The 22,804-nt window shown below is 72.6% G+C and carries 19 protein-coding genes; 10 read left to right on the top strand and 9 right to left on the bottom strand.

Going from position 1 to position 22,804, the window contains the following annotated elements; all coding sequences use genetic code 11:
• Nucleotides 1-3: 3 nt before the first annotated feature.
• Both ACQ5SO_RS18090 and ACQ5SO_RS18085 read right to left on the bottom strand, forming a co-directional pair.
• Nucleotides 4-726, bottom strand: coding sequence for a hypothetical protein (locus tag ACQ5SO_RS18090; RefSeq protein ID WP_430943042.1), 723 nt, complete (start codon nt 724-726; stop codon nt 4-6).
• Between the two features lie 3 nt (nt 727-729).
• A complete protein-coding gene (locus ACQ5SO_RS18085) occupies nt 730-1,629 on the bottom strand; it encodes a nitrilase-related carbon-nitrogen hydrolase (RefSeq protein WP_430943041.1) in 900 nt (299 codons plus the stop codon).
• 224 nt (nt 1,630-1,853) lie between these two features.
• On the opposite strand from ACQ5SO_RS18085, the gene ACQ5SO_RS18080 reads away from it, so the two are divergent.
• Both ACQ5SO_RS18080 and ACQ5SO_RS18075 read left to right on the top strand, forming a co-directional pair.
• Complete coding sequence (locus ACQ5SO_RS18080; protein WP_430943040.1) at nt 1,854-3,053, top strand: winged helix-turn-helix domain-containing protein; 1,200 nt, start codon at nt 1,854-1,856, stop codon at nt 3,051-3,053.
• Nucleotides 3,054-3,081: 28 nt separating this feature from the next.
• Nucleotides 3,082-3,720, top strand: coding sequence for an O-methyltransferase (locus ACQ5SO_RS18075; RefSeq protein ID WP_430943039.1), 639 nt, complete (start codon nt 3,082-3,084; stop codon nt 3,718-3,720).
• A gap of 21 nt (nt 3,721-3,741) precedes the next feature.
• On the opposite strand, the gene ACQ5SO_RS18070 is transcribed toward ACQ5SO_RS18075, so the two are convergent.
• Nucleotides 3,742-4,770, bottom strand: coding sequence for a serine hydrolase domain-containing protein (locus ACQ5SO_RS18070; protein WP_430943038.1), 1,029 nt, complete (start codon nt 4,768-4,770; stop codon nt 3,742-3,744).
• Nucleotides 4,771-5,126: 356 nt separating this feature from the next.
• On the opposite strand from ACQ5SO_RS18070, the gene ACQ5SO_RS18065 reads away from it, so the two are divergent.
• Both ACQ5SO_RS18065 and ACQ5SO_RS18060 read left to right on the top strand, forming a co-directional pair.
• A complete protein-coding gene (locus ACQ5SO_RS18065; RefSeq protein ID WP_430943037.1) occupies nt 5,127-7,541 on the top strand; it encodes a CHAT domain-containing protein in 2,415 nt (804 codons plus the stop codon).
• 44 nt (nt 7,542-7,585) lie between these two features.
• The gene (locus tag ACQ5SO_RS18060; protein ID WP_430943036.1) at nt 7,586-8,269 is read left to right on the top strand and encodes a DUF2971 domain-containing protein; all 684 of its coding nucleotides are present in this window, start codon (nt 7,586-7,588) and stop codon (nt 8,267-8,269) included.
• A gap of 9 nt (nt 8,270-8,278) precedes the next feature.
• On the opposite strand, the gene ACQ5SO_RS18055 is transcribed toward ACQ5SO_RS18060, so the two are convergent.
• Entirely contained in the window at nt 8,279-9,313 is a 1,035-nt protein-coding gene (locus ACQ5SO_RS18055; protein ID WP_430943035.1) for a GlxA family transcriptional regulator, read from the bottom strand.
• A gap of 102 nt (nt 9,314-9,415) precedes the next feature.
• Here ACQ5SO_RS18055 and ACQ5SO_RS18050 point away from each other — a divergent pair, with 102 nt between their 5' ends.
• The 4 genes from ACQ5SO_RS18050 to ACQ5SO_RS18035 are packed head-to-tail and all read left to right on the top strand — an operon-like array spanning nt 9,416 to nt 14,567.
• Complete coding sequence (locus ACQ5SO_RS18050) at nt 9,416-10,669, top strand: sarcosine oxidase subunit beta family protein (protein ID WP_430943034.1); 1,254 nt, start codon at nt 9,416-9,418, stop codon at nt 10,667-10,669.
• 41 nt (nt 10,670-10,710) lie between these two features.
• Nucleotides 10,711-10,998, top strand: coding sequence for a sarcosine oxidase subunit delta (locus ACQ5SO_RS18045; RefSeq protein ID WP_430943033.1), 288 nt, complete (start codon nt 10,711-10,713; stop codon nt 10,996-10,998).
• A 7-nt stretch (nt 10,999-11,005) separates the two neighbouring features.
• Nucleotides 11,006-14,002: a sarcosine oxidase subunit alpha gene (locus ACQ5SO_RS18040; protein WP_430943032.1), complete on the top strand. Its 2,997-nt coding sequence runs from the start codon at nt 11,006-11,008 to the stop codon at nt 14,000-14,002.
• A 13-nt stretch (nt 14,003-14,015) separates the two neighbouring features.
• Nucleotides 14,016-14,567: a sarcosine oxidase subunit gamma gene (locus ACQ5SO_RS18035; RefSeq protein WP_430943031.1), complete on the top strand. Its 552-nt coding sequence runs from the start codon at nt 14,016-14,018 to the stop codon at nt 14,565-14,567.
• 258 nt (nt 14,568-14,825) lie between these two features.
• Here the strand turns inward: ACQ5SO_RS18035 and ACQ5SO_RS18030 are convergent, their stop codons facing one another.
• The 5 genes from ACQ5SO_RS18030 to ACQ5SO_RS18010 all read right to left on the bottom strand — a co-directional run bounded on the left by ACQ5SO_RS18030 (nt 14,826) and on the right by ACQ5SO_RS18010 (nt 19,700).
• On the bottom strand, nt 14,826-15,707 hold the full coding sequence (locus ACQ5SO_RS18030; protein WP_430943030.1) for an NAD(P)-dependent oxidoreductase: 882 nt from the start codon (nt 15,705-15,707) through the stop codon (nt 14,826-14,828).
• A 95-nt stretch (nt 15,708-15,802) separates the two neighbouring features.
• Nucleotides 15,803-17,167, bottom strand: a complete 1,365-nt coding sequence (locus ACQ5SO_RS18025; RefSeq protein ID WP_430943029.1) for an MFS transporter — start codon at nt 17,165-17,167, stop codon at nt 15,803-15,805.
• A 134-nt stretch (nt 17,168-17,301) separates the two neighbouring features.
• Nucleotides 17,302-18,234, bottom strand: coding sequence for a type VI immunity family protein (locus ACQ5SO_RS18020; protein ID WP_430943028.1), 933 nt, complete (start codon nt 18,232-18,234; stop codon nt 17,302-17,304).
• A 129-nt stretch (nt 18,235-18,363) separates the two neighbouring features.
• Entirely contained in the window at nt 18,364-19,179 is an 816-nt protein-coding gene (locus ACQ5SO_RS18015; RefSeq protein ID WP_430943027.1) for a VRR-NUC domain-containing protein, read from the bottom strand.
• On the bottom strand, nt 19,176-19,700 hold the full coding sequence (locus ACQ5SO_RS18010; RefSeq protein WP_430943026.1) for a hypothetical protein: 525 nt from the start codon (nt 19,698-19,700) through the stop codon (nt 19,176-19,178). The genes ACQ5SO_RS18015 and ACQ5SO_RS18010 overlap by 4 nt, the downstream gene beginning before the upstream one ends.
• A gap of 524 nt (nt 19,701-20,224) precedes the next feature.
• Here ACQ5SO_RS18010 and ACQ5SO_RS18005 point away from each other — a divergent pair.
• Nucleotides 20,225-21,388: an acyl-CoA dehydrogenase family protein gene (locus ACQ5SO_RS18005; protein WP_430943025.1), complete on the top strand. Its 1,164-nt coding sequence runs from the start codon at nt 20,225-20,227 to the stop codon at nt 21,386-21,388.
• Complete coding sequence (locus ACQ5SO_RS18000) at nt 21,388-22,494, top strand: CaiB/BaiF CoA transferase family protein (RefSeq protein ID WP_430943024.1); 1,107 nt, start codon at nt 21,388-21,390, stop codon at nt 22,492-22,494. The genes ACQ5SO_RS18005 and ACQ5SO_RS18000 overlap by 1 nt, the downstream gene beginning before the upstream one ends.
• The last annotated feature ends 310 nt before the right edge of the window (nt 22,495-22,804 follow it).

The raw sequence follows: 22,804 nt of genomic DNA, 5'->3' as shown, positions 1-22,804 counted from the left end.
GGCTCAGCCCCTCCGGCGGCGGAGGGCGCGCCCCAGCGCCCCCGCCGCCAGCGCGCCAAGCGCCCCGAGGGTCCAGAGCGGCGCAGCCGTCGACCGCTGGTGAAAGATCCGCGCCTGCGGCACGTCGCGCGGCGGCGCGCCGTAGAACCCCTTGCCCGCGTCCCAGGCCTCGATCCCCATCCGCTCGCCGCCCCCGCCCGGGGGCGCATCGAGGCGCCGGAACCAGCCGATGCCGCCGCCCGTCATCTCCGGGGCGCCGCAGGTCTCGCACAGCCAGCCGCCCGCCTCGGCCGCCGCCGCCAGCCGCGCGAAACACTCCGGCGCGTCGCCAACGCCCGCGCCCTCGCAGGCCACGAGCACCACCGTCTCGCCCCAGGCATGGCGCGCGGTCTCGCCCCAGGCATGGCGCGCGCCGCCAACCGCCTCGATGCCCGGCGGCAGCGCGAAGGGCGCCGGGCGCAGCCGCATCTCCACCATCCCCGCAAGCATCGGCCCCGCCGCAACCAGCAGCGCCAGCGCCGCCAGCGCGCCGGGCCCCATCGCCGGAACCGCCCCCAGCCGCGCCAGCAGCCGGCCCGCCGCCAGCCCCGCCGCGACCGGCGCCAGCCCCAGCGGCGGGATCAGCAGCACGTAGCCGCCCACGTAGACGAACAGCGTCGCCGCCCCCGCGGCCCCCAGCGCGGCCCCGAGGACCCAACCGACCGTCCGCGGCGAGACCTGCGCCATCCCTCAGCCCTCGTCCCGCACGACCGAGGGGACCCCCAGCGTTTCGATCAGCCGCGTCGTCTCGCGGTGCACCAGCGCCAGGTTGCTGTCGCGCACGGTGGGCAGGCTCGCCCGCGCCGCCCGCACCTCGTCATAGTCGAGCGTGGCGTGGATCAGCGCCTCCTCCTCCCCCGCCTCGGCCAGGATCCGCCCATGCGGATCGAGAATGCGGGAGCCGCCCCAGAAGCTCAGCTCGCCCTCATTCCCCACCCGGTTCGCCATCACCACCGGCGCCCCGTACATCATCGCGTAGAACCGCACCGTCGTGGCCCAGCTGCCGGGATTGTCGAACGCATCCCCCACCGCCTCCCGCGCGCTCGAGACCGGGGCGACCAGCATCGTCGCGCCGTGCAGGACGCTCAGATGCGCCAGCGCCGGGTTGTAAAGATCGGCGCAGATCAGGCGCCCCATGATCCAGTCCCCGCCATTGGCCCCCGCGCCCTCGCCCCCCATCCGGTGCACGTCCACGAAACGCCCCGCGGCGTAGTATTTCGTCTCCACCAACCGGCCATAGGAGGGCAGGTTGATCTTGCGGTGCAGATGCACCAGCGCCCCGCCCCGGTAGACCGCCGAGGTGTTGTAGAACTGCGCCGAGGGCCCTTCCTCGACGAAGCCCACCACCAGCGTCATCTCCCCCGCCTCCCGGCTCAGCGCCACCAGCCGCGGATCGCGCGAGGGCATGGCGACGTCGAGCAGCGCCTCGGCCCCGGTATGACCCACGAGCGACAGCTCCGGGAACACCAGCATGTCGGCGCCCGCCGCCTTCGCCCCGGCGATGAAATGGCGGTGGCGGGCGAGGTTCTCCGCCACGTCCCCGGGGCGGGAGGCGCACTGGGCGACGGCGACGGTCAGGGGGCTGCGCAACGGGGGGTTTACTGGCTGGGAATGGGCCTTTCCGTCCTGCCCCGAACGCCCCCGCCGATCAAGCCGCCCCGCCCGCGCATGGGGGCGGCGCCCGCCCCTGCCGCCGCCGCCCCGCCGGGTCCGCCCGCGGCGGCGCGCCTCCAGGCCGAGCTGCCGCGACGCGCCCACCCCCATGTTCACGATTTCTTCCCACTTCGCCCGCGGCGGCGCTATGCTCCCGCCCCATGACCGCGATCCTGTCCAACCCCCGCGCCCGGCGGCTGTTCCTCTCCCGCCACCTGCTGCTGCGCCCCGAAGGGGGCCCGGCGCGGGGGGCGGACCTCTCGGCGCTCCTCGATGGGCTCGGCTTCGTGCAGGTCGACAGCGTCAACACCCTCGCCCGCGCCCATGACCTGATCCTCTGGTCCCGCCGCGGCCGCTACCGCCCCGAGGCCCTCCAGCGCCACGTCGCCCGCGACCGCGCGGCGTTCGAGCACTGGACCCATGACGCCTCGGTCATCCCGATGGACGCCTACCCCCTCTGGCGCCTCAAATTCGCCCGGGACGAGGCCCGGATGCGCGCCCGCTGGTCCGCCTGGCGCCGCGAGGGCTGGCACGCCGAGCTCGACGCCGTGCTGGCCCATGTCGAGGCGCATGGCGGCACCTCCTCCTCCGATCTCGGCAAGGACGAGAAGAAGAATTCGCAAGGCTGGTGGGACTGGCACCCGTCCAAGACCGCGCTCGAATTCCTGTGGCGCTCCGGCCGCCTCGCCGTCGCGCGGCGCGAGGGGTTCCGCAAGGTCTATGACCTCTCCGAACGGGTCATCCCCGACGAACACCGCACTGCCGTGATGGCCGAGGACGAGGCGCTGGACCGCGCCCTTTCCGCCGCCCTCGCCCGCCTCGGCTTCGCCACCCATGGCGAGCTCGCCGCCTTCTTCGACATCGCGACGCCGGCCGAGGCGAAGGCCTGGGCCGCGGCCGCCCTCGCCTCGGGCCGCGCCGTGCCGGTCGAGGTGGAGATGGCCGACGGCGCCCTGCGCCCCTGCCTCGCCGCCCCCGGTGCGCTGGACGAGGCCGCGTCGCTCCCCGAGCCGTCCAACCGCGTCCGCATCCTCTCCCCCTTCGACCCGGCGCTGCGCGACCGCGCGCGGGCGGAACGGCTGTTCGGCTTTCACTACCGGATCGAGATCTTCGTGCCCGAGGCGAAGCGCAGATACGGCTACTACGTCTTCCCCGTCTTCCAGGGCGACCGCGCCGTGGGCCGGATCGACGCGAAACGCGACGGCGAGACCCTCGCCGTCCGCGCCTTCTGGCCGGAACCGGGCGTGCGCATGGGCGCGGGCCGCATCAAGGCCCTCGAGGCCGAACTCGAGCGCCTGCGCCGCTTCACCGGCCTGTCCGAGGTCGCCTTCGCCGAGGACTGGCTCCGCGCCGCCGCCTGACCCCACGCCTGCCCAAAGGATCCCCGCCATGCCCGCACCCGTCTCCCCCGCCGCGCAAGCCGTCCTCTCCCGCCTCCATGCCGAGGCGGCAGGCGACCGCGCGCGGTGGGAGGCCCGCACCGGCGCCGCCCCCGACCCCGCGGGCGGGGGCGGCGGCGCGCTGGTGCGGCTCGGGGAATTCTACCTCGGCGTCTCGCCGGAGGAGGGGCGGTTCCTCCACATGATCGCGCGGGCGACGACGGCGCGGCGGATCGTGGAATTCGGCGCCTCCTTCGGCATCAGCGCCATCTACCTGGCCGAGGCCGCCCGCGCCAATGGCGGCGCCCTCTGGACCACCGAGGTGCACCCGGACAAGTGCCGCGCCCTGCGCGCCGTCTTCGCCGAGGCGGGGCTGGAGGGCGTCGTCACCCTGCTTGAAGGCGACGCGCGCGAGACGCTGCGGGACCTGCCCGGCCCGGTGGACCTGCTGTTCCTCGACGGCTGGAAAAGCGCCTACCTGCCGGTGCTGAAGCTGATGGCGCCGAAGCTCGCCCCCGGCGCGCTGGTGCTGGCCGACAACTGCTTCCACGAGGCCGCGGCCGACTACCTCGAAGCCGTGCAGGACCCGGACTCGGACTGGCTGACCAGCATCCAGGGCGACATGGCGATCACGCTCGCCCCGTCGTGAAACCGCCGGCGGGCGCGGCGCTCAGGCCGCTCCCATCTCCATCACCGGCCCTTCCAGCAGCCCCATCAGGTCGCTGAAATACCCGCCGGATCGCGCCGGCCGCGTCGGATCGGACGTGATCGCGACCGCCAGCCCCCGCCCCGAATGCGCCGCGATGATCTGGCCGCCATAGCCGCGCCCCAGCGCCCAGCCCGACCGGCTCAGGAACCAGCCATAGCCATAGGACAGCCCAGACCAGGGCGAGCGCGCCCGCGCCCGCAGCGATTCCGCCATCCAGGCCGCGGAGATCACCTGCTCCCCGCCATACCGCCCGCCATCGCGCAGCAGCGCCGCGATCCGCAGCATCGCGGTCGGGGTCAGCGCCATCTCGTTGCCCCCGAGGTAATAGCCCTGCGGGTCGCGCGTCCAGGGCGGGATCTCGATCCCCAGCGGATCCCCCAGCCGCTCCCGCGCCTGGGCCAGCAGGCTCTTGCCCGTCGCCTCGGCCAGCGCGGCCCCGAGGATATGGGTCGAGCCGGTGGAATACAGCATCCGCCCCCCCGGCCGCGCCACCATCGGGCGGCTCAGCGCATCGGCCAGCCAGTTGCGCGAGCTGACCCAGCCGCCGTAATTGGCCCCGGACGTGCGCTCCAGCCCCGCGCGCAGGGTCACGAGGTCTTCGAGCGTGATCTCCCCCGCCCCCGGCGTGGCGTTCCGCGGCAGGATGCGCGGCGCGGCCTCGGCCAGCGTGACGTCGACCGAGGCGACGTCGCCCCGGTCCAGCGCCGCCCCCAGGAGCAGCGCCACGACGCTTTTCGAACAGGACTTGATGTTGGCGAGCCGGTCCAGCCCCGGGCCCCGCGGGGCCTCGGCGAAGACCACCTCCGCCCCGCGCATCACCTGCAGGGAATGAAGCTGGTCGAGCCCGGCGATGGCGGCCCGCAGCTCGCGCGGCGCGGCGCGCGCAAGGGCGGGAACCGGGGTGGGGGCCGAGAGGGCGGCGGCCCCGGCGGCGCCCGCGGTGATGACGGCGGCGGCGGCGGAGGTCAGGACATGGCGGCGTGTCTGCATCCCCCAAGGATCGCGCCCCGGCGGGCGCTGTCCAGCGCCCGTCCCTCACAACCCCGTGCTTCAACGACCCGTGCATCAAGGACCCGTGCATCAAGGGCCCGCGCTTCAAGGACCCGTGCATCGAGGCCCGCGCTTCAAGGACCCGTGCATCGAGGCCCGCCCTTCAAAGGCCCCGCCGCCCCCCCCCGACCCCGCGCCCGCCCCCGCGGCGCCCGCCGCGGGCCGAACCCGCTCGAATTGCGCGCACATCCCCGGCCCCGCCGGGCTGGACCGCGCGCGGCGGGCGCGTCTAACATCCTTTCCCCCGACCGAGACCCCGACCGAGACCCTGACCCTGGCCCAGACCCGGAGACCGCATGACCCCCAGCGCCCCGACCGCCAAGGCCCTGCGCCGCCTCGCCGCCCTCGCCTCCGCCTCGGCCCTCGCGCTGCTGGCCGCCTGCACGCCGACCCAGCGCGCCTTCTCCTCGGGCGACGTGCAGAAGGCCGCCCAGATCGCCATGGCCGCCGATTTCTCCCGCGCCGGGGACAACGACCTCGCGCCCATGTGCAAGGCCCTCCAGCAGACCGGGCGCTTCGACCGCTACGACGCCTGCGCGGCCGAGATGCGCACCCGCATGACCCGCAATGACGGCCACCTCGCCATCTCCGACACGCCCGGCGGCGCCAGCTGGCGCGACGGGCTCTCCTTCAGCGCCAACTGGTCCACCGCCTCGATCGAGATGATGGAGGCCGAGGCCGCCCTCGGCCGCGGCCAGGCCGACAAGGCCTATCGCCACGCCGAAACCGCGCTCGCGGCCGCCGAGACCGGGACCTTCATGCTGCTCGACGACGGCGACCCGGACATCGACATGGACGAGGCGCAGACCCTCGCGCTCATCGACGCGCGCCGGGTGCTGGGGATGCTCGAGGCCCGCCGCGGCGACATCGCCGCCGCCGACGCGCGCATCGCCGCGCTCGAGGCGATGCAGGTCGGCGACCTGATGGACCTCAACGACAAGGCCGGGCTGCGCGCCCGCGCCGTCGCCCAGATCCACCTCGCCGCCAGGCGCCCGCAGCAGGCCCGCGCCGCGCTCGACGGCGTCGGGGCGGGGGCCGAGGTCGCCCGGGTCCTGTCGCAGCTCAACCCGCTGATGATCGCCGGGTCCATCGTCACCGGGGTCTCGACCGAGGGCATGTGGTTCCAGCAGGAACAGCAGGAGAAGCTGACCCTCGGCATCGCGGATCTCGAGGCCGGGAACATGGACGCCGCGAAGGCGAGCTTCGACGCCATCCTCTCGGACCGCCGGGTGGAAGGCGACGCCGACGTGCTGTGGCGCGCGCTGCATGGCCGGGCGCGGATCGCGCTGGCCCGCGGCGACCGCGCGGGCGCGATCCCCGACCTGTCGCGCGCCGCCGAGGTGGTGGCCGCGCAGCGCCGCAGCCTGGCCGGCGAGGAAGCGCGCCTGACCTTCGGCGGCGGCGACCACGCCGACCTTCACGCCGACCTGATCGGCGCCCTCGTCGACACCGGCCGCGCCCCCGAGGCGCTGGCCTGGGCCGAGCGCGCCAAGGCCCGCGCCCTCGTCGACCTGCTGGCGGGCAAGCGCAGCTTCGCCGCCGCCGGGCCCGGCGCCGACGCCGCCCTCGCGCGCTACGAGGCCGAGGTGGAGGCCGCCCGCGCCCGCGCCGCCGAGGCCGGCGTGCCGCTGGCCGAGGCGGTCGCCCCCGCCCGCGCCGCGCTCGAGGAAGGCGCGCCGCGCCTCGCCCCGCTGATCGCCGCCCCGGCGCTGACCGCCGCCGACCTCACCCGCCAGGTCCCGCGCGGCGAGGCGGCGCTGGTCTACTGGCGCCGCGGAAGCGACCTGTTCGGCTTCGCGGTGAAGGACGGGCGGGTGACGGCCAGGCGCCTTTCGGCCGCCGGGCTCGACGCCGAGGCGGACGCGCTCCTCTCCTCGGTCTGGCAGAGCCGCAGCGGCTCGGGCTGGAAGACCCCGGCGCGGGCGCTGCACGCCCGCCTCGTGGCGCCCTTCGCCGAGGCGGCCTCGGCGAAGCGCCTCTGGATCGTGCCGCACGGCTTCCTGCACTACCTGCCCTGGGCCACGCTCTCCGGCGCGGACGGGCCGCTGGCGGCGACGCATGAAGCCGCGGTGCTGCCCAGCCTCTCGACCCTCGGCTATCTCGGGGGCGCGCGCGGCGACGGGGCGCTGGTGCTCGGCAATCCCGACATCCGCCGCCCCGAGGGCCCGCTGCCGGGGGCCGAGGCCGAGGCGCGGGCGGTGGCGATGCGCCTCGGGGCCGGGGCGCCGCTGCTGCGCGGGGCCGCGACCGAGGCGGCGGTGCGCGCCCGCGCCCCGCGCGCCGGGGTGCTGCACCTCGCCTCGCACGGGGTGTTCGACGCGGCCGACCCGCTGAACTCGGCGCTGCTGCTGGCGCCGGGGGGCGGGCAGGATGGCACGCTCACGGCCTCCGAGATCTACGACCTGCCGCTCTCGGCCCGCCTCGTGACCCTCTCGGCCTGCGAGACGGGGCTCGGGGACGTGCGCTCGGGCGACGACGTGGTGGGGCTGACCCGCGGCTTCCTCTTCGCCGGGGCGGACGCGGTGACGGCGAGCCTGTGGAAGGTGAACGACGCCGCCACGCGGGCGTTGATGGAGCGGTTCTACGCCGAGGGCGCGGCGCAGGATCCGCGCGGCGCGCTGGCCCGGGCGCAGCGGGCGGTGGCGGGCGATCCGCGCTTCGCGCACCCGCATTACTGGGCCGCGTTCCAGGTCTGGGGCGCCCCGGGCTGAGGGGCGGCGGCAATAGAGCGGCAAGCAGATGGCGATGAGAGTTTATGATGCTCCTGTATAAATACTATCCCGCCGAGTACGGACGGGAAGCGATCTTAAACAGAAGACTGAAAATCTCGGAATTAGGCGCAACGAATGACCCCTTTGAACTTGCCTCGATAAACACAAAGGACAAAGAGGTTCGGAGCAAAATCCAAGACTGGCGCCGAGAAGTGTCACGTTTTTATGGGATGATTTCGCTCTGCAACAACAGAAAAAACCCCGTAATGTGGAGTCATTACGCTGAGGGCTATAAGGGAATATGCCTGGGCATCGAAGTCGGCATGCAGGAACTGACTCAGGTCAAATATCGGGCTGAAAGAACCGAAATATCACTCGAGCAGCTCAATGAAGCGCTCTTGCACCCAGGCAACACTGATCTTCGCGATCTAATGTGCACTAAATTTCTTCATTGGAGCTACGAGTCTGAGTGGAGGGTCATCTTCAAACTCAGCGAGTACGACACTCAGGAAAGAGGTAGTTTGAAATTTCTGCCATTTTCCTCAAGCCTGAAGTTAAGAGAGGTAATTCTAGGCCCCAACTACGAACCCAAAGACAAAAAAACAAGCGAAGCACTCAAAAAAGCTATCAGCGACTCCGCGGAGTGCGTCTTAAGAACCGCGCGACCTGCATTTCAAAAGTTTGAGATTGTGCTCCAGCAGAACGACCGCCTCGCAAAGCATCTATAGAAGTTAACCCTACCCCCCGCCCAGCCCCGGCGGCGCGAGCACCCCGACCGGGGGCGCCTCCTCCCGCTCCTGCGCCCGGGCGCGCCGGAACTCCCCCGGCGTCATCCCCCGCTCGGCCTTCATCACCCGCGCCAGGTGCGGCGCATCGCAGAACCCCGTCGCCAGCGCCACCTCCGTCACGCTGTCCGAACTGTCCGCCAGCCGCGCGAAGGCCCGCTCCAGCCGCAGCTCCAGGTAGACCTTCGACGGGCTCTCCCCGACATCCTTCGCAAACCGCCGCTCGAGGCTCCGGCGCCCCACCCCCAGCTCCGCCGCCAGCTCGTCGATCCCGCGCGGGTGCTCCACGTTCTGCTGCATCCGCAGGATCGCCTTCTTCACCAGCGCATCGCGCGGGCTGCGCGCCGTCGCGCCCCCCGGCTGCGGCCGATCCCCCGCCATCGCCCCGTCGATCATCATGATGTTGAGGCTTTTCACCGCCGCGCTCGCGCCCACGTGCCGCTCCACCAGGAAGGCCGCGAGATGCGCCGCCCCGTGCCCGCCCGAGCAGGTCAGCCGGTCCCGGTCCACAACGAAGATCTGGTCGGACACGATCTGCTCCGCCTCGAACCGGTCCAGGAAATCCTGCCGGTGGAACCAGCTCACGCAGGCGCGCCGCCCCTCCAGCAAGCCCTGCCCCTGCAGGATGAACACCCCGGTGCAAAGCCCCACCAGCGGCACGCCCTGCGCCGCCTGCTCGCGCAGGAACCGCAGGCTCTCCTCCGGCAGCGCCGCGCCGTCGCCGATCAGCCCGCCGACCACCACCAGGTAGTCATACCGCCCCGCGCGCCCCAGCCGCCGGTCCGGCTGCACCTTCACCCCGCAGGACGACGCCACCGGCCCCATGTCCGGCGACAGCACCGACCATTCGCAGAAGATCGGGCGCGAGCGGTCCGCCTCGTCCGCCGCAAGCCGCAGCACGTCGACGAAATTCGCGAAGGCCGACAGCGTGAACCGGTCGGCCAGCAGGAACGCCACCGACAGGCGGCGGAAAGGAAATGGGGCCATGTCGTGAATGTTCAGGCGAGGCGTCGCAATTGTCCAGCCGAGTCGGCCCATACCGCGGTAGCGAAGGAAAGATCACCTCCCCTCTTTCCGCGAGGCCCGCCGATGACGCGCTTCAATGCCCTGAACCTGCTCCGCCATGCCGCGACCGGCCACAAGAACTGGACCGAGCAATGGCCCGAGGCCGAACCCAAGGCCGAATACGACGTGGTCATCGTCGGCGCCGGCGGGCATGGCCTCGGGGCCGCCCATTACCTCGCGAAACAGCACGGCATCACCAACGTGGCGGTGATCGACAAGGGCTGGCTCGGCGGCGGCAACACCGGGCGGAACACCACCATCATCCGCTCGAACTACCTCTATGACGAATCCGCGCGCCTCTACGACCACGCCTGCGACCTGTGGCAGGACCTGTCGCAGGACCTCAACTACAACGTCATGTACTCGAACCGCGGCGTGCTCATGCTCGCCCATAACGTCCATGACGTGCAGTCCTTCAAGCGCCACGTGCATTCCAACCGCCTCAACGGCGTGGACAACCAGTGGCTGACCCCGGAGGAGTGCAAGGAGTACTGCCCGCCGCTCTCCATCTCCCCCAACGCCCGCCAGCCCGTCATGGGCGGCGCGCTGCAGAAGCGCGCGGGCACCGCGCGCCATGACGCGGTGGCCTGGGGCTATGCGCGCTCGGCCTCCTCGCGCGGCGTGGACATCATCCAGAACTGCCCCGTCACCGCGATCCGCCGCGGCCCCGACGGCGCGGTGATGGGCGTCGAGACGGCGAAAGGCTTCATCAAGGCCAAGAAGGTCGCCGTCTCCGCCGCCGGCCACACCTCGGTCGTCATGCAGACCGCCGACGTGCAGCTGCCGCTGGAATCCTACCCGCTGCAGGCGCTGGTGTCGGAACCGATCAAGCCGATCTTCCCCTGCGTGGTGATGTCCAACGCGGTGCACGCCTATATCTCGCAGTCCGACAAGGGCGAGCTGGTGATCGGGTCGGGCACCGACCAGTACACCTCCTACTCCCAGCGCGGCGGCCTGCCGCTGATCGAGCACACCGTGGCCGCGATCGTCGAGATCTTCCCGATCTTCAACCGCATGCGGATGCTGCGCAAATGGGGCGGCATCGTCGACGTCACCCCCGACCGCTCGGCCATCCTCGGGAAAACCCCGGTCAAGGGCCTCTATGTCAACTGCGGCTGGGGCACCGGCGGCTTCAAGGCCACCCCCGGCGCCGCCCACACCTTCGCCTGGACCATCGCGAAGGACGAACCGCACCCGATCAACGCCCCCTTCACGCTGGAGCGGTTCCGCACCGGCCGCCTGATCGACGAAGCGGCCGCCGCCGCCGTCGCGCACTGACATGCGCGCGTTCAAATTCTCGCACTGAGGAGTCCCCGACAATGCTCCTGATCCATTGCCCCTACTGCGCCGAGACCCTGCCGGAGATGGAATTCGCCTATGCCGGCGAGGCCCACATCGTCCGCCCCGAGACCCCCTCCGAGGTCTCGGACGCCGAGTGGGAGAAGTTCCTCTTCATCCGCTCCAACCCCAAGGGCGTCCACGCGGAACGCTGGCGGCACATCCACGGCTGCGGGCGCTTCTTCAACGCGCTGCGCGACACGGTCTCCGACCAGTTCCTGACCACCTATCCCGCGGGCGCCGCGCGCCCCGAAGCCGCTTCGGAGTGACGCCGAGATGAGCTCTTACCGCGTTGCCGGCCGCGGCCGGATCGACACCACCCGCACCATCGAGTTCACCTTCGACGGCCTGCCCGTGAAGGGCCACCCGGGCGACACCGTCGCCTCGGCGCTGATCGCCCAGGGGCAGGTCCTGATGGGCCGCTCGTTCAAGTATCACCGCCCCCGCGGCCCCGTCACCGCGGGCTCGGAAGAACCCAACGCGCTGATCGGCGTGCGCCGCGGCCCGGGCCGGTTCGAGCCGAACACGCGCGCCACCGTGCAGGAGGTCCGCGCCAACCTCGAGACCACGTCGCAGAACAAGTACCCGTCGCTGAAATTCGACGTGGGCGCGGTGAACGACGCCGCCTACATGCTGTTCTCGGCCGGGTTCTACTACAAGACCTTCATGTGGCCGAAGTCCTTCTGGGACAAGGTGTATGAGCCGTTCATCCGCGCCGCCGCGGGCCTCGGCGTCTCGCCGACCGAGGAAGACCCGGACAAATACTCCTCGCGCAACATGCATTGCGACCTCTTGATCGTCGGCGCCGGGCCCACCGGCCTCGCCGCCGCGCTCACGGCCATGGACCGCGGCCTCAAGGTCGTGATCGTCGACGAGAACCCCGAGGCGGGCGGCGCCCTGCTGTCCGAGCCGCAGGCGGTGATCGACGGCGTTCCGGCCTGGGACTGGCTGGCCGCGACCATGGACAAGCTGCGCGCGGGCGGCGTGCGGGTCATGACCCGCACCACCGCCATCGGCTATTACCACCAGAACATGATCGGCATGGTCGAGAAGCTGACCGATCACCTCGACGAGCTGCCCAAGGACCTGCCGCGCGAACGCCTGTGGCGCGTGCGCGCCAAGCGCGTGGTGCTGGCCCAGGGCGCGCTCGAAAAGCCGCTTGTGTTCGACGGCAACGACCGCCCCGGCGTGATGCTGGCGGGCTCGGCCCAGACCTTCCTCAACCGCTACGGCGTGCTGGTGGGCAAGAAGCCGGTCATCCTCACCTCGCATGACAGCGCCTGGTTCGCGGCCTTCGACATGCAGGACGCGGGCGCCCAGGTGCAGGCCATCGTCGACCTGCGGCACGAGCCCCCCGCGCACCTCATGAACGCGGCCGAGAAGCGCAAGATCAAGGTCCTCGCCGGGCACACCGCCTCCGGCACCAAGGGCCGCCTGCGGGTCAAATCCCTGCGCGTGAACCGCCTGTCGCTGAAGGGCAATGTCGGCGCGCCGCACACCATCGCGTGCGACGCGGTGCTGATGTCGGGCGGCTGGACTCCGTCGCTGCACCTCTTCTCCCACACCAAGGGCTCGCTGGCCTGGTCCGAGGACCTGACCACCTATGTCCCCGAGAAGACCCCCGAGGATTGCGAGATCGCCGGCGCCTCCCGCGGGCTGTGGGGCGTGGGCGCGGCGATGAGCGACGGCGCCGCCGCCGCCGCGCGCTCGCTGGCCGAGCTCGGCCAGGACGCCGAGCCGCGCGCCTTCGGGGTCGAGGCCGACCGCACCGGCTCCGGCGTTTCCTTCAAGGAGCTGCCGACCGACCTCTCCCCCGGCAAGGCCAAGGCCTTCGTCGACTACCAGAACGACGTCACCGCCAAGGACCTGCGGCTGGCGGTGCGCGAGGGGATGCGCTCGATCGAGCACGTGAAGCGCTACACCACCAACGGCATGGCCACCGACCAGGGCAAGATGTCCAACATCAACGGCCTGAACATCGCCTCGGACGCGCTCGGCCGTGCGCCCAAGCAGGTCGGCCTGACCACCTTCCGCCCGCCCTACACCCCCACCACCTTCGGCGCCTTCGCGGGCCATCACCGCGGCGAGGGCTTCGAGGTCACCCGCAAGACGAATATCGACCCCTGGGCCGAGGCCCATGGCGCCGTGTTCGAGCCCGTCGGCCAGTGGCGCCGCGCCCGGTACTTCCCCCTCGGGGGCGAGGACATGGACGCCGCCGTGGGCCGCGAGTGCCGCGCGGTGCGCTCCTCGGTGGGCCTGTTCGACGCCTCCACCCTCGGCAAGATCGAGGTGGTCGGCCCGGACGCGGTCGAGTTCATGGAGCGGATGTACACCAACCCGTGGAAGAAGCTCGGCGTCGGCAAGTGCCGCTACGGCCTGCTGCTCGGCGATGACGGCTATATCCGCGACGACGGCGTCATCGGCCGCATGGCCGAGGATCGCTTCCACGTCACCACCACCACCGGCGGCGCCGCGCGCGTCCTGAACATGATGGAGGATTACCTCCAGACCGAGTGGCCGGACCTCGACGTCTGGCTGACCTCGACCACCGAACAGTGGTCCGTGGTCGCCGTGCAGGGCCCGAACGCCGCGAAACTCCTCGCCCCCTTCGTGGAAGGCGTCGAGCTGACCGAGGAAGCCTTCCCCCACATGTCCTGCGTGGAATGCACCGTCGCGGGCATCCCCGCGCGCCTGTTCCGCGTCTCCTTCACCGGCGAGATCGGTTTCGAGATCAACGTCCCCGGGCCGCGCGGCAAGGAGCTGTGGGAGACGCTGTGGAAGGCGGGCGAGAAGTACCACGCCGTCGCCTACGGCACCGAGACCATGCACGTCCTGCGCGCCGAGAAGGGCTACATCATCGTCGGCCAGGACACCGACGGCACCGTGACCCCCTTCGACGCCGGGATCGGCTGGGCCGTGGCCAAGAAGAAGCGCGATTTCGTCGGGATGCGCGGCCTCGCCCGCCCCGACCTGACCGCGAAGGGGCGCAAGCACCTCGTGGGCCTCAAGACCCTCGACGGCTCCAAGCTGGAGGAAGGCGCGCAGATCGTGTTCGACCCCAACCAGCCCCTGCCGATGACCATGGTCGGCCACGTCACGTCCTCCTATGACAGCGACGCGGTGGGCCATCCCATCGCCCTCGCCGTCGTCGCGGGCGGGCATGACAAGATGGGCGAGACGGTCCACATCCCGATGCCCGACCGCACCATCGAGGCGAAGATCGTGTCCCCGATCTTCTTCGATCCCGACAACACGCGCCTGAAGATCGCCTGAGGAGGCCCTGCACATGTCTCTCTCCCCCCTCTCCCGCGGCGTGATGGTCGACAACGCGGCCCTGCGCATCACCGTGGACCCGGCCCCGGGGCGCCTGTCGCTGCGGGCGCGCGAGGCCGCCATCCCCGCGCTTGAAAAGGCGCTGGGGCTGACCCTGCCCGCGGACATCGCCGCCCGCACGGAAGAAGCCGGCCTCGAGGCCGCGAAGCTCGGCCCCGACGAGTGGGTGCTGCTCGGGGACGCCGCGCGCGTCGCCGAGGCGATCGCGGCCTGCGCCGCGGTCGAGGCGCCGCATTCGCTGGTCGACATCTCGGGCCGCGAGGACGTGCTGCGCATCGAGGGCCCCGCGGCCCCCGAGCTGCTGGCCTTCGGCTGCCCGCGCGACATCGACCAGGTCGGCGAGGGCACCTGCCGCCGGACCCTGTTCGACGGCGCGACGGTGACCCTGTGGCGCGACGGGCCGGAGGCGTTCCGCATGGACATCTGGCGCAGCTTCGCCCCGCATCTTGCGCACCTGATGAAGGACGCGGCGAAGGAGCTGGCCGCCGAGGCCGCCGCCGCCTGATCCCGGCGCCTCGTTCCCCGGGGCGCCCGGAATTTCCGAGGACCCCAACCTTCGGATCCCCCCGGGCGGGCGGCGTGATGCCGCCCGCCCGGTTTCGTTTCGCCCGGTTTCGTTTCGCCCGGGCCCATGCCAGGGGCGGATGCGCCCGCTCGGAGGGGGCTTCGCCCCCGCCTCACGGCCGCAGGCGGACGGCTGCGCCGCCGCCCGGCGCGCCCCTCAACCCGCGCAACTCAAGCCGCGCGCCTCAACCCGCGCCCCTCAGTCCTTCGCGCGGAACTTCACCCCCAGCGCCTCTTCCGCCGGCAGGATCATCGCGCCCTTGTCCTTGGCGCCATGGCCCGCCCGCAGCGCCTGCTGATAGGTCGCCGTCGCCGCCGCCAGCACCGGCATCGGGATGGTCCCCTTCGCCGACAGCGCCGCCCCGGCCACCAGGTCCTTGTAGGCGGCCTCCAGCGGATAGCCCTGGCCGAACTCGCCCTTCAGGATGTTGGGAATGAAGAACTCCGACGCATAGCTGCGCCCGGTGCCGGAATTGACCACCTGCCCCACCTGCTCGGGGTTCAGCCCGAGATGCACCGCCATCGGCAGCACCTCGGCCAGCGCGGCGGCGTTGATGTCGAACAGAAGCTGGTTGACCAGCTTGGTCAGCTGCCCCGCGCCCACGTCGCCCATGTGCAGCACCTTCGACGCCATCGTCTCGAGCAGCGGGCGCGCCTCCGCCACATCCGCCGCGGCGCCGCCGCACATGGCGGTCAGCGTGCCGTCCTCGGCCCGTCTTTGCATCCCCGAGACCGGGGCGTCGACGAAGCGCAGCCCCATCGCGCGGGCCTTCGCGGCGATCTCCAGCGTCTCGTCATGCCCGGCGGTCGAGGTGTCGATCACCAGCGCCCCCTCGGGCAGCAGCGGCGCGAGGCCCCCCTCCCCGAACAGCGCCGCCTCCACCACCTTGCCGTTCGGCAGCGACAGCACCAGCACCCGCGCCCCGGCCAGCTCCCGGGCCGAGCCCGCCACCTCGAGCCCCTCGACCGCCGGCGCCGCCGGGTCGAAGGCCAGAACCGGGCGGACCCGCGACAGGTTCAGCGCCATCGGCGCCCCCATCTGGCCCAGCCCCAGGAACCCGCACATGTCTTCCGTCGCCATCCCGCATCCCTCCCTGGTCGCAGCGCAGACGCGCAGCCTAGCCGCGCCGCGCGCGCCGGGTCACGCGGGATCTGCGCCGGGGCGGCGGCGCCCCCTCAATGCCGCTTCTCGGGCCAGTGCGGGTGCAGGTGGTCGATGATGACAGGATGGTGGTGATGCGCGCCGCGCCCATGCGCCCTCAGGTGCGGATGGTCCGGCGGCAGCTCGGGGTGCTCGTGCTCCGGCTCGTCCGGGTCGCCCGCGGGCCACACGGCCAGCGCGACGCCCAGCCCCGCGACGCCCAGCCCCGCCAGGACCAGCGCCGCCGCGCCCGCCCCCGCCTCGGTCATCAGCCAGCCCGAGAGCGGATAGGCCAGCAGCCAGCAGGCATGGGACAGCGCGAACTGCGCCGCGAACAGCGCCGGGCGGTCGGCGGGATGGCCCGAGCGGCGCAGGAGCCGCCCCGAGGGCGTCAGCGCGGCCGAGTACCCGACCCCGACCAGCCCCCACAGCGCCAGCAGCGCCGCCCATCCCGGCGCGCCGCCTCCAAGCCCCGAGGCCCCGGCGCAGCCCAACAAGGCCGCCACCGCCAGCCCGCCGCCCAGCAGCATCACCGGCCGGTCCCCGACCCGCTCCAGCACCCGCGGCAGCGCCAGCGCCGCGACCATCGAGCCCGTGCCGAACGCCCCCAGCGCCCAGGCCACCGCCTGCTCGTCCATCCCCAGCACGCCGCGCACGATGGGGGCGGTGTTGATCAGCACCATCGCCCCCGTCGCCGCCGCCGCCATGTTCACCGCCAGCAGCCCGCGCAGCCGCGGCGTGGCGAGGTAGATCCGCACCCCGCGCGTCAGCCGCACGCGGAACGGCGCCTGCCGCGGCGCCTCGCCCGCCTCCCCCTCGGCCCCCGCCCCGGGCCGCGGCAGCGCGCAGGCCAGCACCAGCGCGCCCGACCCTGCAAACCCCAGCGCCGTGCCGAAGAACAGCGCGTCGGCGCTGATCAGCGCCAGCAGGATCCCCGCCAGCAGCGGCGAGACGATGTTCTCGAGGTCATAGGCCAGCCGCGAGAGCGAGAGCGCGCGGGTGTAGCGCGCCTCGTCCGGCAGAACGTCCGGGATCGTCGCCTGGAAGGCCGGGGTGAAGGCCGCGGACCCGGCCTGCAGCGCGAAGATCAGCGCGTAAACCTCCCACATCTCGTCCGCGAAGGGCAGCAGCAGCGCGCAGCCCGCCCGCCAGGCGTCCAGCGCTGCCAGCATCGCCCGCCGCGGCAGCCGCTCGGCCAGCGCCCCCGCCACGGGGGCGAGGAACACGTAGGCGATCATCTTGATGGTCAGAATGGTTCCCAGCGCGATCCCGGCCCGGTCCCCGGCCAGGTCGAACGCCTTCAAGGCCAGCGCGATGGACGCGATCCCGGCCCCGAGCAGCGAGACCAGCTGCGCGGCGAAAAGCTTGGCATAGGTGCGGTCGGAGAAGAGATCGAGCATGGCGCAAGGGCCCCCGGCGGCGCGCCCCGGCGCTGGGGCGCGCACCCATGCTGCCCCGCCCGCCCCCCGCCGCGCAAGCGGCGCCGGGGGCGCAGCGTCCCCCGGCGCCCGGGGCCGGGTCCGGCGCCGGGGCCTCAGTCGAAAGCCGCCAGCCACTCCTGCGACAGCGCCGCGGCGTCGCCGCCCGAGATCGCCCGGAACACCGACTTGATCCCCTGGTCGCGCATCGGCGCCAGCAGCTTGCCCGCGACGTGATAGGGCTCGGGGCGCAGGCCCGCCTCGGCGTCGCCGAGCTGCGGCGCCGGGCCCGCCTGCAGCACGCCCCCCGCCCCGCAGCGGTGCAGGACCAGCGGCGCGGGCAGCGCGGCGGGAAGCTGCGCCGCCTCCTCCGCCGTCAGCACGGTCAGCCAGTTCACCCGCTTCACCCCGCCGGTCAGCCCGTGCAGCACCGAGGGGTTGAAATCCAGCCCCGGGAACCGCCGCAGCGCCGCGATCAGCACCGGCTGCACCTCGGCCAGCCCGTAGGTCTGCGGATCGGCCAGCAGCGCCAGCCCGGCGCCGCCCGAGATCGGCGACAGGTCCGCGGTCAGCGTGCAGACCTCCTCGAGGAACGCGCCCGGCGGCAGGGCCTCCAGCGCCGAGACCGGGATCCCCAGGATCAGGCGGCAGGCGCCGTCGGGCATCCAGTCCGCGTCCCGGAACAGGCGGAGATGCAGCGGGTGCGGCGGCAGCCCCGCCTCGCCCCCGAACAGGTGCAGCACCTGCGGCGAGGACGGATCGCCCCCGCGGATCCAGTCCCCGAGGCCGGTCTTCACCGCGTCGGTCAGCGGCACCGGGCGCCCCCCTTCGCTCGGGTCGCCCCAGGCGAGGCCCGCGCCGAAGCGCGCCACGAAGCGGTCCACCGCCTGCGCCAGCGCCCCGGTCTGCGCCGGGTCGCGCCCCGGCGCCATGTCCAGCGCGATCTCGAGGCCGATGCGCAGCGGCGGCTCGCCGCCCCCGGTCTCGATCTTCAGCGCGTCGAGGGCGGACAGCTCCATGTCCGCGCCCCGCCCGTTCTCATCCGTCATCGCGCCCTCCTCGGCGTCGTCATCGGCAGCGCCCCCGGCATCATCATCCGCAGCATCATCATCCGCAGCATCGTCTTCCGCGGCATCCTCATCCCCCGCGGCGTCATCCCCGACGCCGCCGGGTCCAGCTTACATGCCCGCGGCGGCGGCGGGGGCCAGAAGCCGCCCCAGCCGCGCCGCGAAGGCCGCGCCGGCCACCGCCTCGCCCGCCGGGCCGTCGAACGGCACCAGCGCCAGCGCCACCGTGGCGACGCCCAGCAGCGTCACCGCCCCGATCTCGCCCCAGGGAATGTCGCGCTCCGGCTCCGTCGCCGGGGCGGTCACCGGGACCGGCACGGGAACCGGCTCGCCATCCTCGTCCGGGCAGCTCGCGTCCGACATCTGGTCGAGCTTGTCGGGCGAGCCTGCGATCCGCTCATAGGCCGGGATCTGCCCCTCGCCGGGCCGGTCGTTCCCGAACTTGATCTCCACCACCCGGTCGATGTTGTCCTGGGTCGGCGGCAGCGTCGGGTCGGCGGAGATCACCACGTCCGGGCGGCGCACCATGCCCTTGCCGGGGCGGTAGCCGGGGATCTCCCAGGCCCGCGACTGCCAGTGGGTCGACCGCTGCGTGGTGTCGACGCCTCCCACCCGGTGCATCAGCGGCGCGGGCGGGCGCTTGGTCATGTCATAGCTGACCTCGGCCTTGTAGCGGCTGCGATGGCCCAGCAGCGTGTCGGCGGCGTCCAGCGTGTCCTTCACGCACATCTGCTTGTAGGCCGCCGTGCGGCAGCAGCAGATCACCGCCTGCAGCATCGCCTTCTCGGCGGTTCCGACCAGCATGTCGGTCGGCCCGCACCCCTCGCAGGGCTGGACGGGCAGCGCGTCGGCCCCGGCGCGTTTCGCCGCCGTGACCGCCGCCGACATCGCGGCGACGGCGGGGCCCTGGGTGACGGCGCAGGTCATGCGCCGCCCTCGCCGCCCGATGCGCCGGGATGCGCGAACGGATCGGTGGCGGCGTCCGGCGCGGCCGAGAGGTCCCGCCCCTCCCACGCGAAGGCGCCGTCATCCTCCGGCAGGGGCGCGGCCTCCGCCGCCTCAAGCCCCAGCTCGCGCAGCCAGAAGCCCGGCGCATCGGCGATGGCCACCTGGGCCCAGAACCCGGCGGGGGCGGTCTGCATGAACGACAGGAACGCCCCCCGCCCGCCATCCGAGGCCGCCGCCGCCCGCCGCCAGTCGCGGGTCAGCGGGAAATTCGGCGCCACCAGCAGCGCCGCGGCCACGTAGGCCGAGATGTCCGAGGGGTCGCGCAGCCCGTCCGCCTGCGCCCGCGCCGCCAGCCGCCCGACCGCGGCCAGCAGGGCGGCCTCGTCGAACCGCGCCAGCCGCGCGGGATGCACCGCCCGCAGCTCCTCGGCGATTCCCGCGGCCAGGCGCGGGGCCCGCTCCGCCGCCAGCGCCGCCACCTGGGCGTCCTGTATCCGCAATGCCGCCATCGTCTGAAAATCCCGGCCTGTAAATCCCGGGCCGCGTGGGGCGGCCGAATTGAAATACCGATGCCGCGTTCGGGGGAACCGCGGGGGGTCCCGCCCTCTTCCCCAGTACCGGCCCGCTTTCTTGGCGCGAAACCGCGGGGCCCGTCAATACAGGCGCCGCAGAACCCGGCGCGAGTTCAGCGCAGGTTCAGCGCAGCGCCCGGAACCCGCCGCAATCGTCCCGCGGCGCCCCCCCTCGCGTCCCGCCCGGTCCAGCCGCGCCCCCCCCGCACCGCGCCCTCTCCTCACCCTCTCCCCTTGCCCCTTCGGGGCGCCGCGCGCCTGCGCCGCGCGCGCGCCCGCGCGTAGGCGCGCGCGTCGAGCGCCCCGCCCCATAGCGCCGCGCGATACCCCCAAGACGAAATCCATATTTGCGCTATACCCGCCGCCGCCGCATCCTGCGCCCCGCAGCCTGCCCGCTCCGGCCCGCCGCCAGACGCACGCCGCCCGCCTCCAGACGCTCGAAAGGCCCCAAGATGTTCGACCACGACACCGATGACTTCCAGGACATCCGCGACGCGATCCGCGCCCTCTGCGCCGAGTTCCCGGACGAGTATCACCGCAAGGTCGACGCCGAGCGCGCCTATCCCGAGGCCTTCGTCGACGCCCTCACGAAAGCCGGCTGGATGGCCGCGCTGATCCCCGAGGAATACGGCGGCTCGGGCCTCGGGCTGACCGAGGCGAGCGTGATCATGGAGGAGATCAACCGCAACGGCGGCAATTCCGGCGCCTGCCACGGGCAGATGTACAACATGAACACCCTCGTGCGGCACGGCTCCGAGGCGCAGAAGGAAGCCATCCTCCCGAAGCTCGCCACCGGCGAGCTGCGCCTCCAGTCCATGGGCGTGACGGAACCCACCACCGGCACCGACACCACCCAGCTCAAGACCACCGCCGTCAAGAAGGACGGGCGCTGGGTCATCAACGGCCAGAAGGTGTGGATCAGCCGCGTCCAGCATTCCGACCTGATGATCCTGCTCGCCCGCACCACGCCGCTCTCCGAGGTGCAGAAGAAATCCCAGGGCCTGTCCATCTTCCTCGTGGACATCAAGCAGGCGATGAAATCCGGGATGGACGTCCGCCCCATCCCCAACATGGTCAACCACGAAACCAACGAGCTGTTCTTCGACAATCTCGAGCTCCCCGAAGACGCGCTGATCGGCGAGGAGGGGTCGGGCTTCAAATACATCCTCACCGGCCTCAACGCCGAGCGCGCGCTGATCGCGGCCGAGTGCATCGGCGACGGCTACTGGTTCACCCAGCGGATCTGCGACTACGTGAAGGAACGCCAGGTCTTCGGCCGCCCGATCGGCCAGAACCAGGGCGTGCAGTTCCCGATCGCCGAGGCGTATATCGAGATCGAGGCCGCCTCCCTGATGCGCTACGAGGCCTGCCGGCGCTACGACGCGGGCCTCCCCTGCGGCGCCCAGGCCAACATGGCCAAGCTGCTGGCCGCGAAGGCGAGCTGGGAGGCCGGGAACGCCTGCCTCCAGTTCCATGGCGGCTTCGGCTTCGCCTGCGAATACGACGTCGAGCGCAAGTTCCGCGAGACGCGCCTCTACCAGGTCGCCCCCATCTCCACCAACCTCATCCTCTCCCATGTCGCCGAGCACGTGCTCGGCCTGCCGCGGTCGTTCTGATGGGGGGGAATGCGCGCCCGCTCGAAGGCCTCACCGTCGTCGCGGTCGAACAGGCCGTCGCCGCGCCCTATTGCTCGGCAAGGCTCGCCGATGCCGGGGCGCGAGTGATCAAGATCGAGCGGCCCGGCGGCGATTTCGCCCGCGGTTACGACGCCGTGGCGGCGGGCCAGTCGAGCTATTTCGTCTGGCTCAACCGCGGGAAGGAGAGCGTGGCGCTCGACATCGCCACGCCTTCGGGCAAGGCGAGGCTGGCCGAGCTGATCGCCGGGGCGGACGTGCTGCTCTCGAACCTCAAGCCCGGCGCGCTGGAGCGGCTGGGCTTCGGCGCCGAGGCGCTGGCGGCCGCCCATCCCCGCCTGGTCCAGTGCGCCATCTCGGGCTATGGCGAGAGCGGCCCGATGGCCGACCGCAAGGCCTATGATTTGCTGATCCAGGCGGAATCGGGCCTGTGTTCGATCACCGGCGGCCCGTCCGAGCCGTCGCGGGTCGGCGTCTCGGTCGTCGACATCGCCACCGGCGCCGCCGCCCATGCCGCGATCCTCGAGGCGCTGATCGCCCGCGGGATCACCGGCAAGGGCGCGCGGATCACCCTCTCGATGTTCGACGTGATCGCCGAGTGGCTGACCGTGCCGCTGCTGAACCATGAAGGGGGCAAGACGCCGAAACGGGTCGGCCTCGCCCATCCCTCCATCGCGCCTTATGGCGTGTTCGAGACGGCGGACGGGGCGCCCATCCTGATCTCGATCCAGTCGGACCGGGAATGGCGGGCGCTGGCGGAAGGGTTCCTCGGCGACGCCGCGATGGGCACGGATCCGCGTTTCGCCACCAATGTCGCCCGCGTCGCCCACCGCCCCGAGACCGACGCCGCCGTCGCCGCCGCTTTCGCCGCGCGGTCGGTCGAGGAAGCGGAAGCGGCGCTGCTGGCCGCCGGGATCGCGCTCGCCCGCGTGAACGACATGGAGGGCCTCTCGCGCCATCCCCACCTGCGCCGGATCACGGTGGAGACGCCGAACGGCCCCGTCTCCTTCCCCGCCCCGCCCGCGCAGGTGGAGGGGGCGCCGCGCAGCTATGGCCCGGTGCCCGACGTGCCGACGCCCGAGGACTGACCGGAACAGGTGCGCGGGGTCTCGGGGGGGACGCGCCCCCCGCTCGCCCCCGCGCGCCGCGCCTCCGGGCCGGGCGCTTGCGGCAGGCGAAGCGCCTCGCGCGGCGGTCAGCCGCCGCGCTTGCGGCGAGGGTCGCCCCCGGCGGCGCAGCCGCCTCCGCCTGCGAATGGGGGCTTGTCCCCCCTGAGCCGGCGGACACCCCCCAGCCCCGAAACAAAGGGGGTGCAGGGGGTCAGGGCAATCTCGGCGCGGTCGAGAGCGAGCACGAGGGCGGCATCGACGTCCAGGCCAACACCGCCTGGTAAGGCGC

The organism is Rhodovulum sp. DZ06 (genome assembly GCF_050586345.1).
GTDB lineage: Bacteria > Pseudomonadota > Alphaproteobacteria > Rhodobacterales > Rhodobacteraceae > JBOCEF01.
Note: the sequence above shows the minus strand (reverse complement) of the source record. Positions and strands in the feature narration are given on the sequence as shown.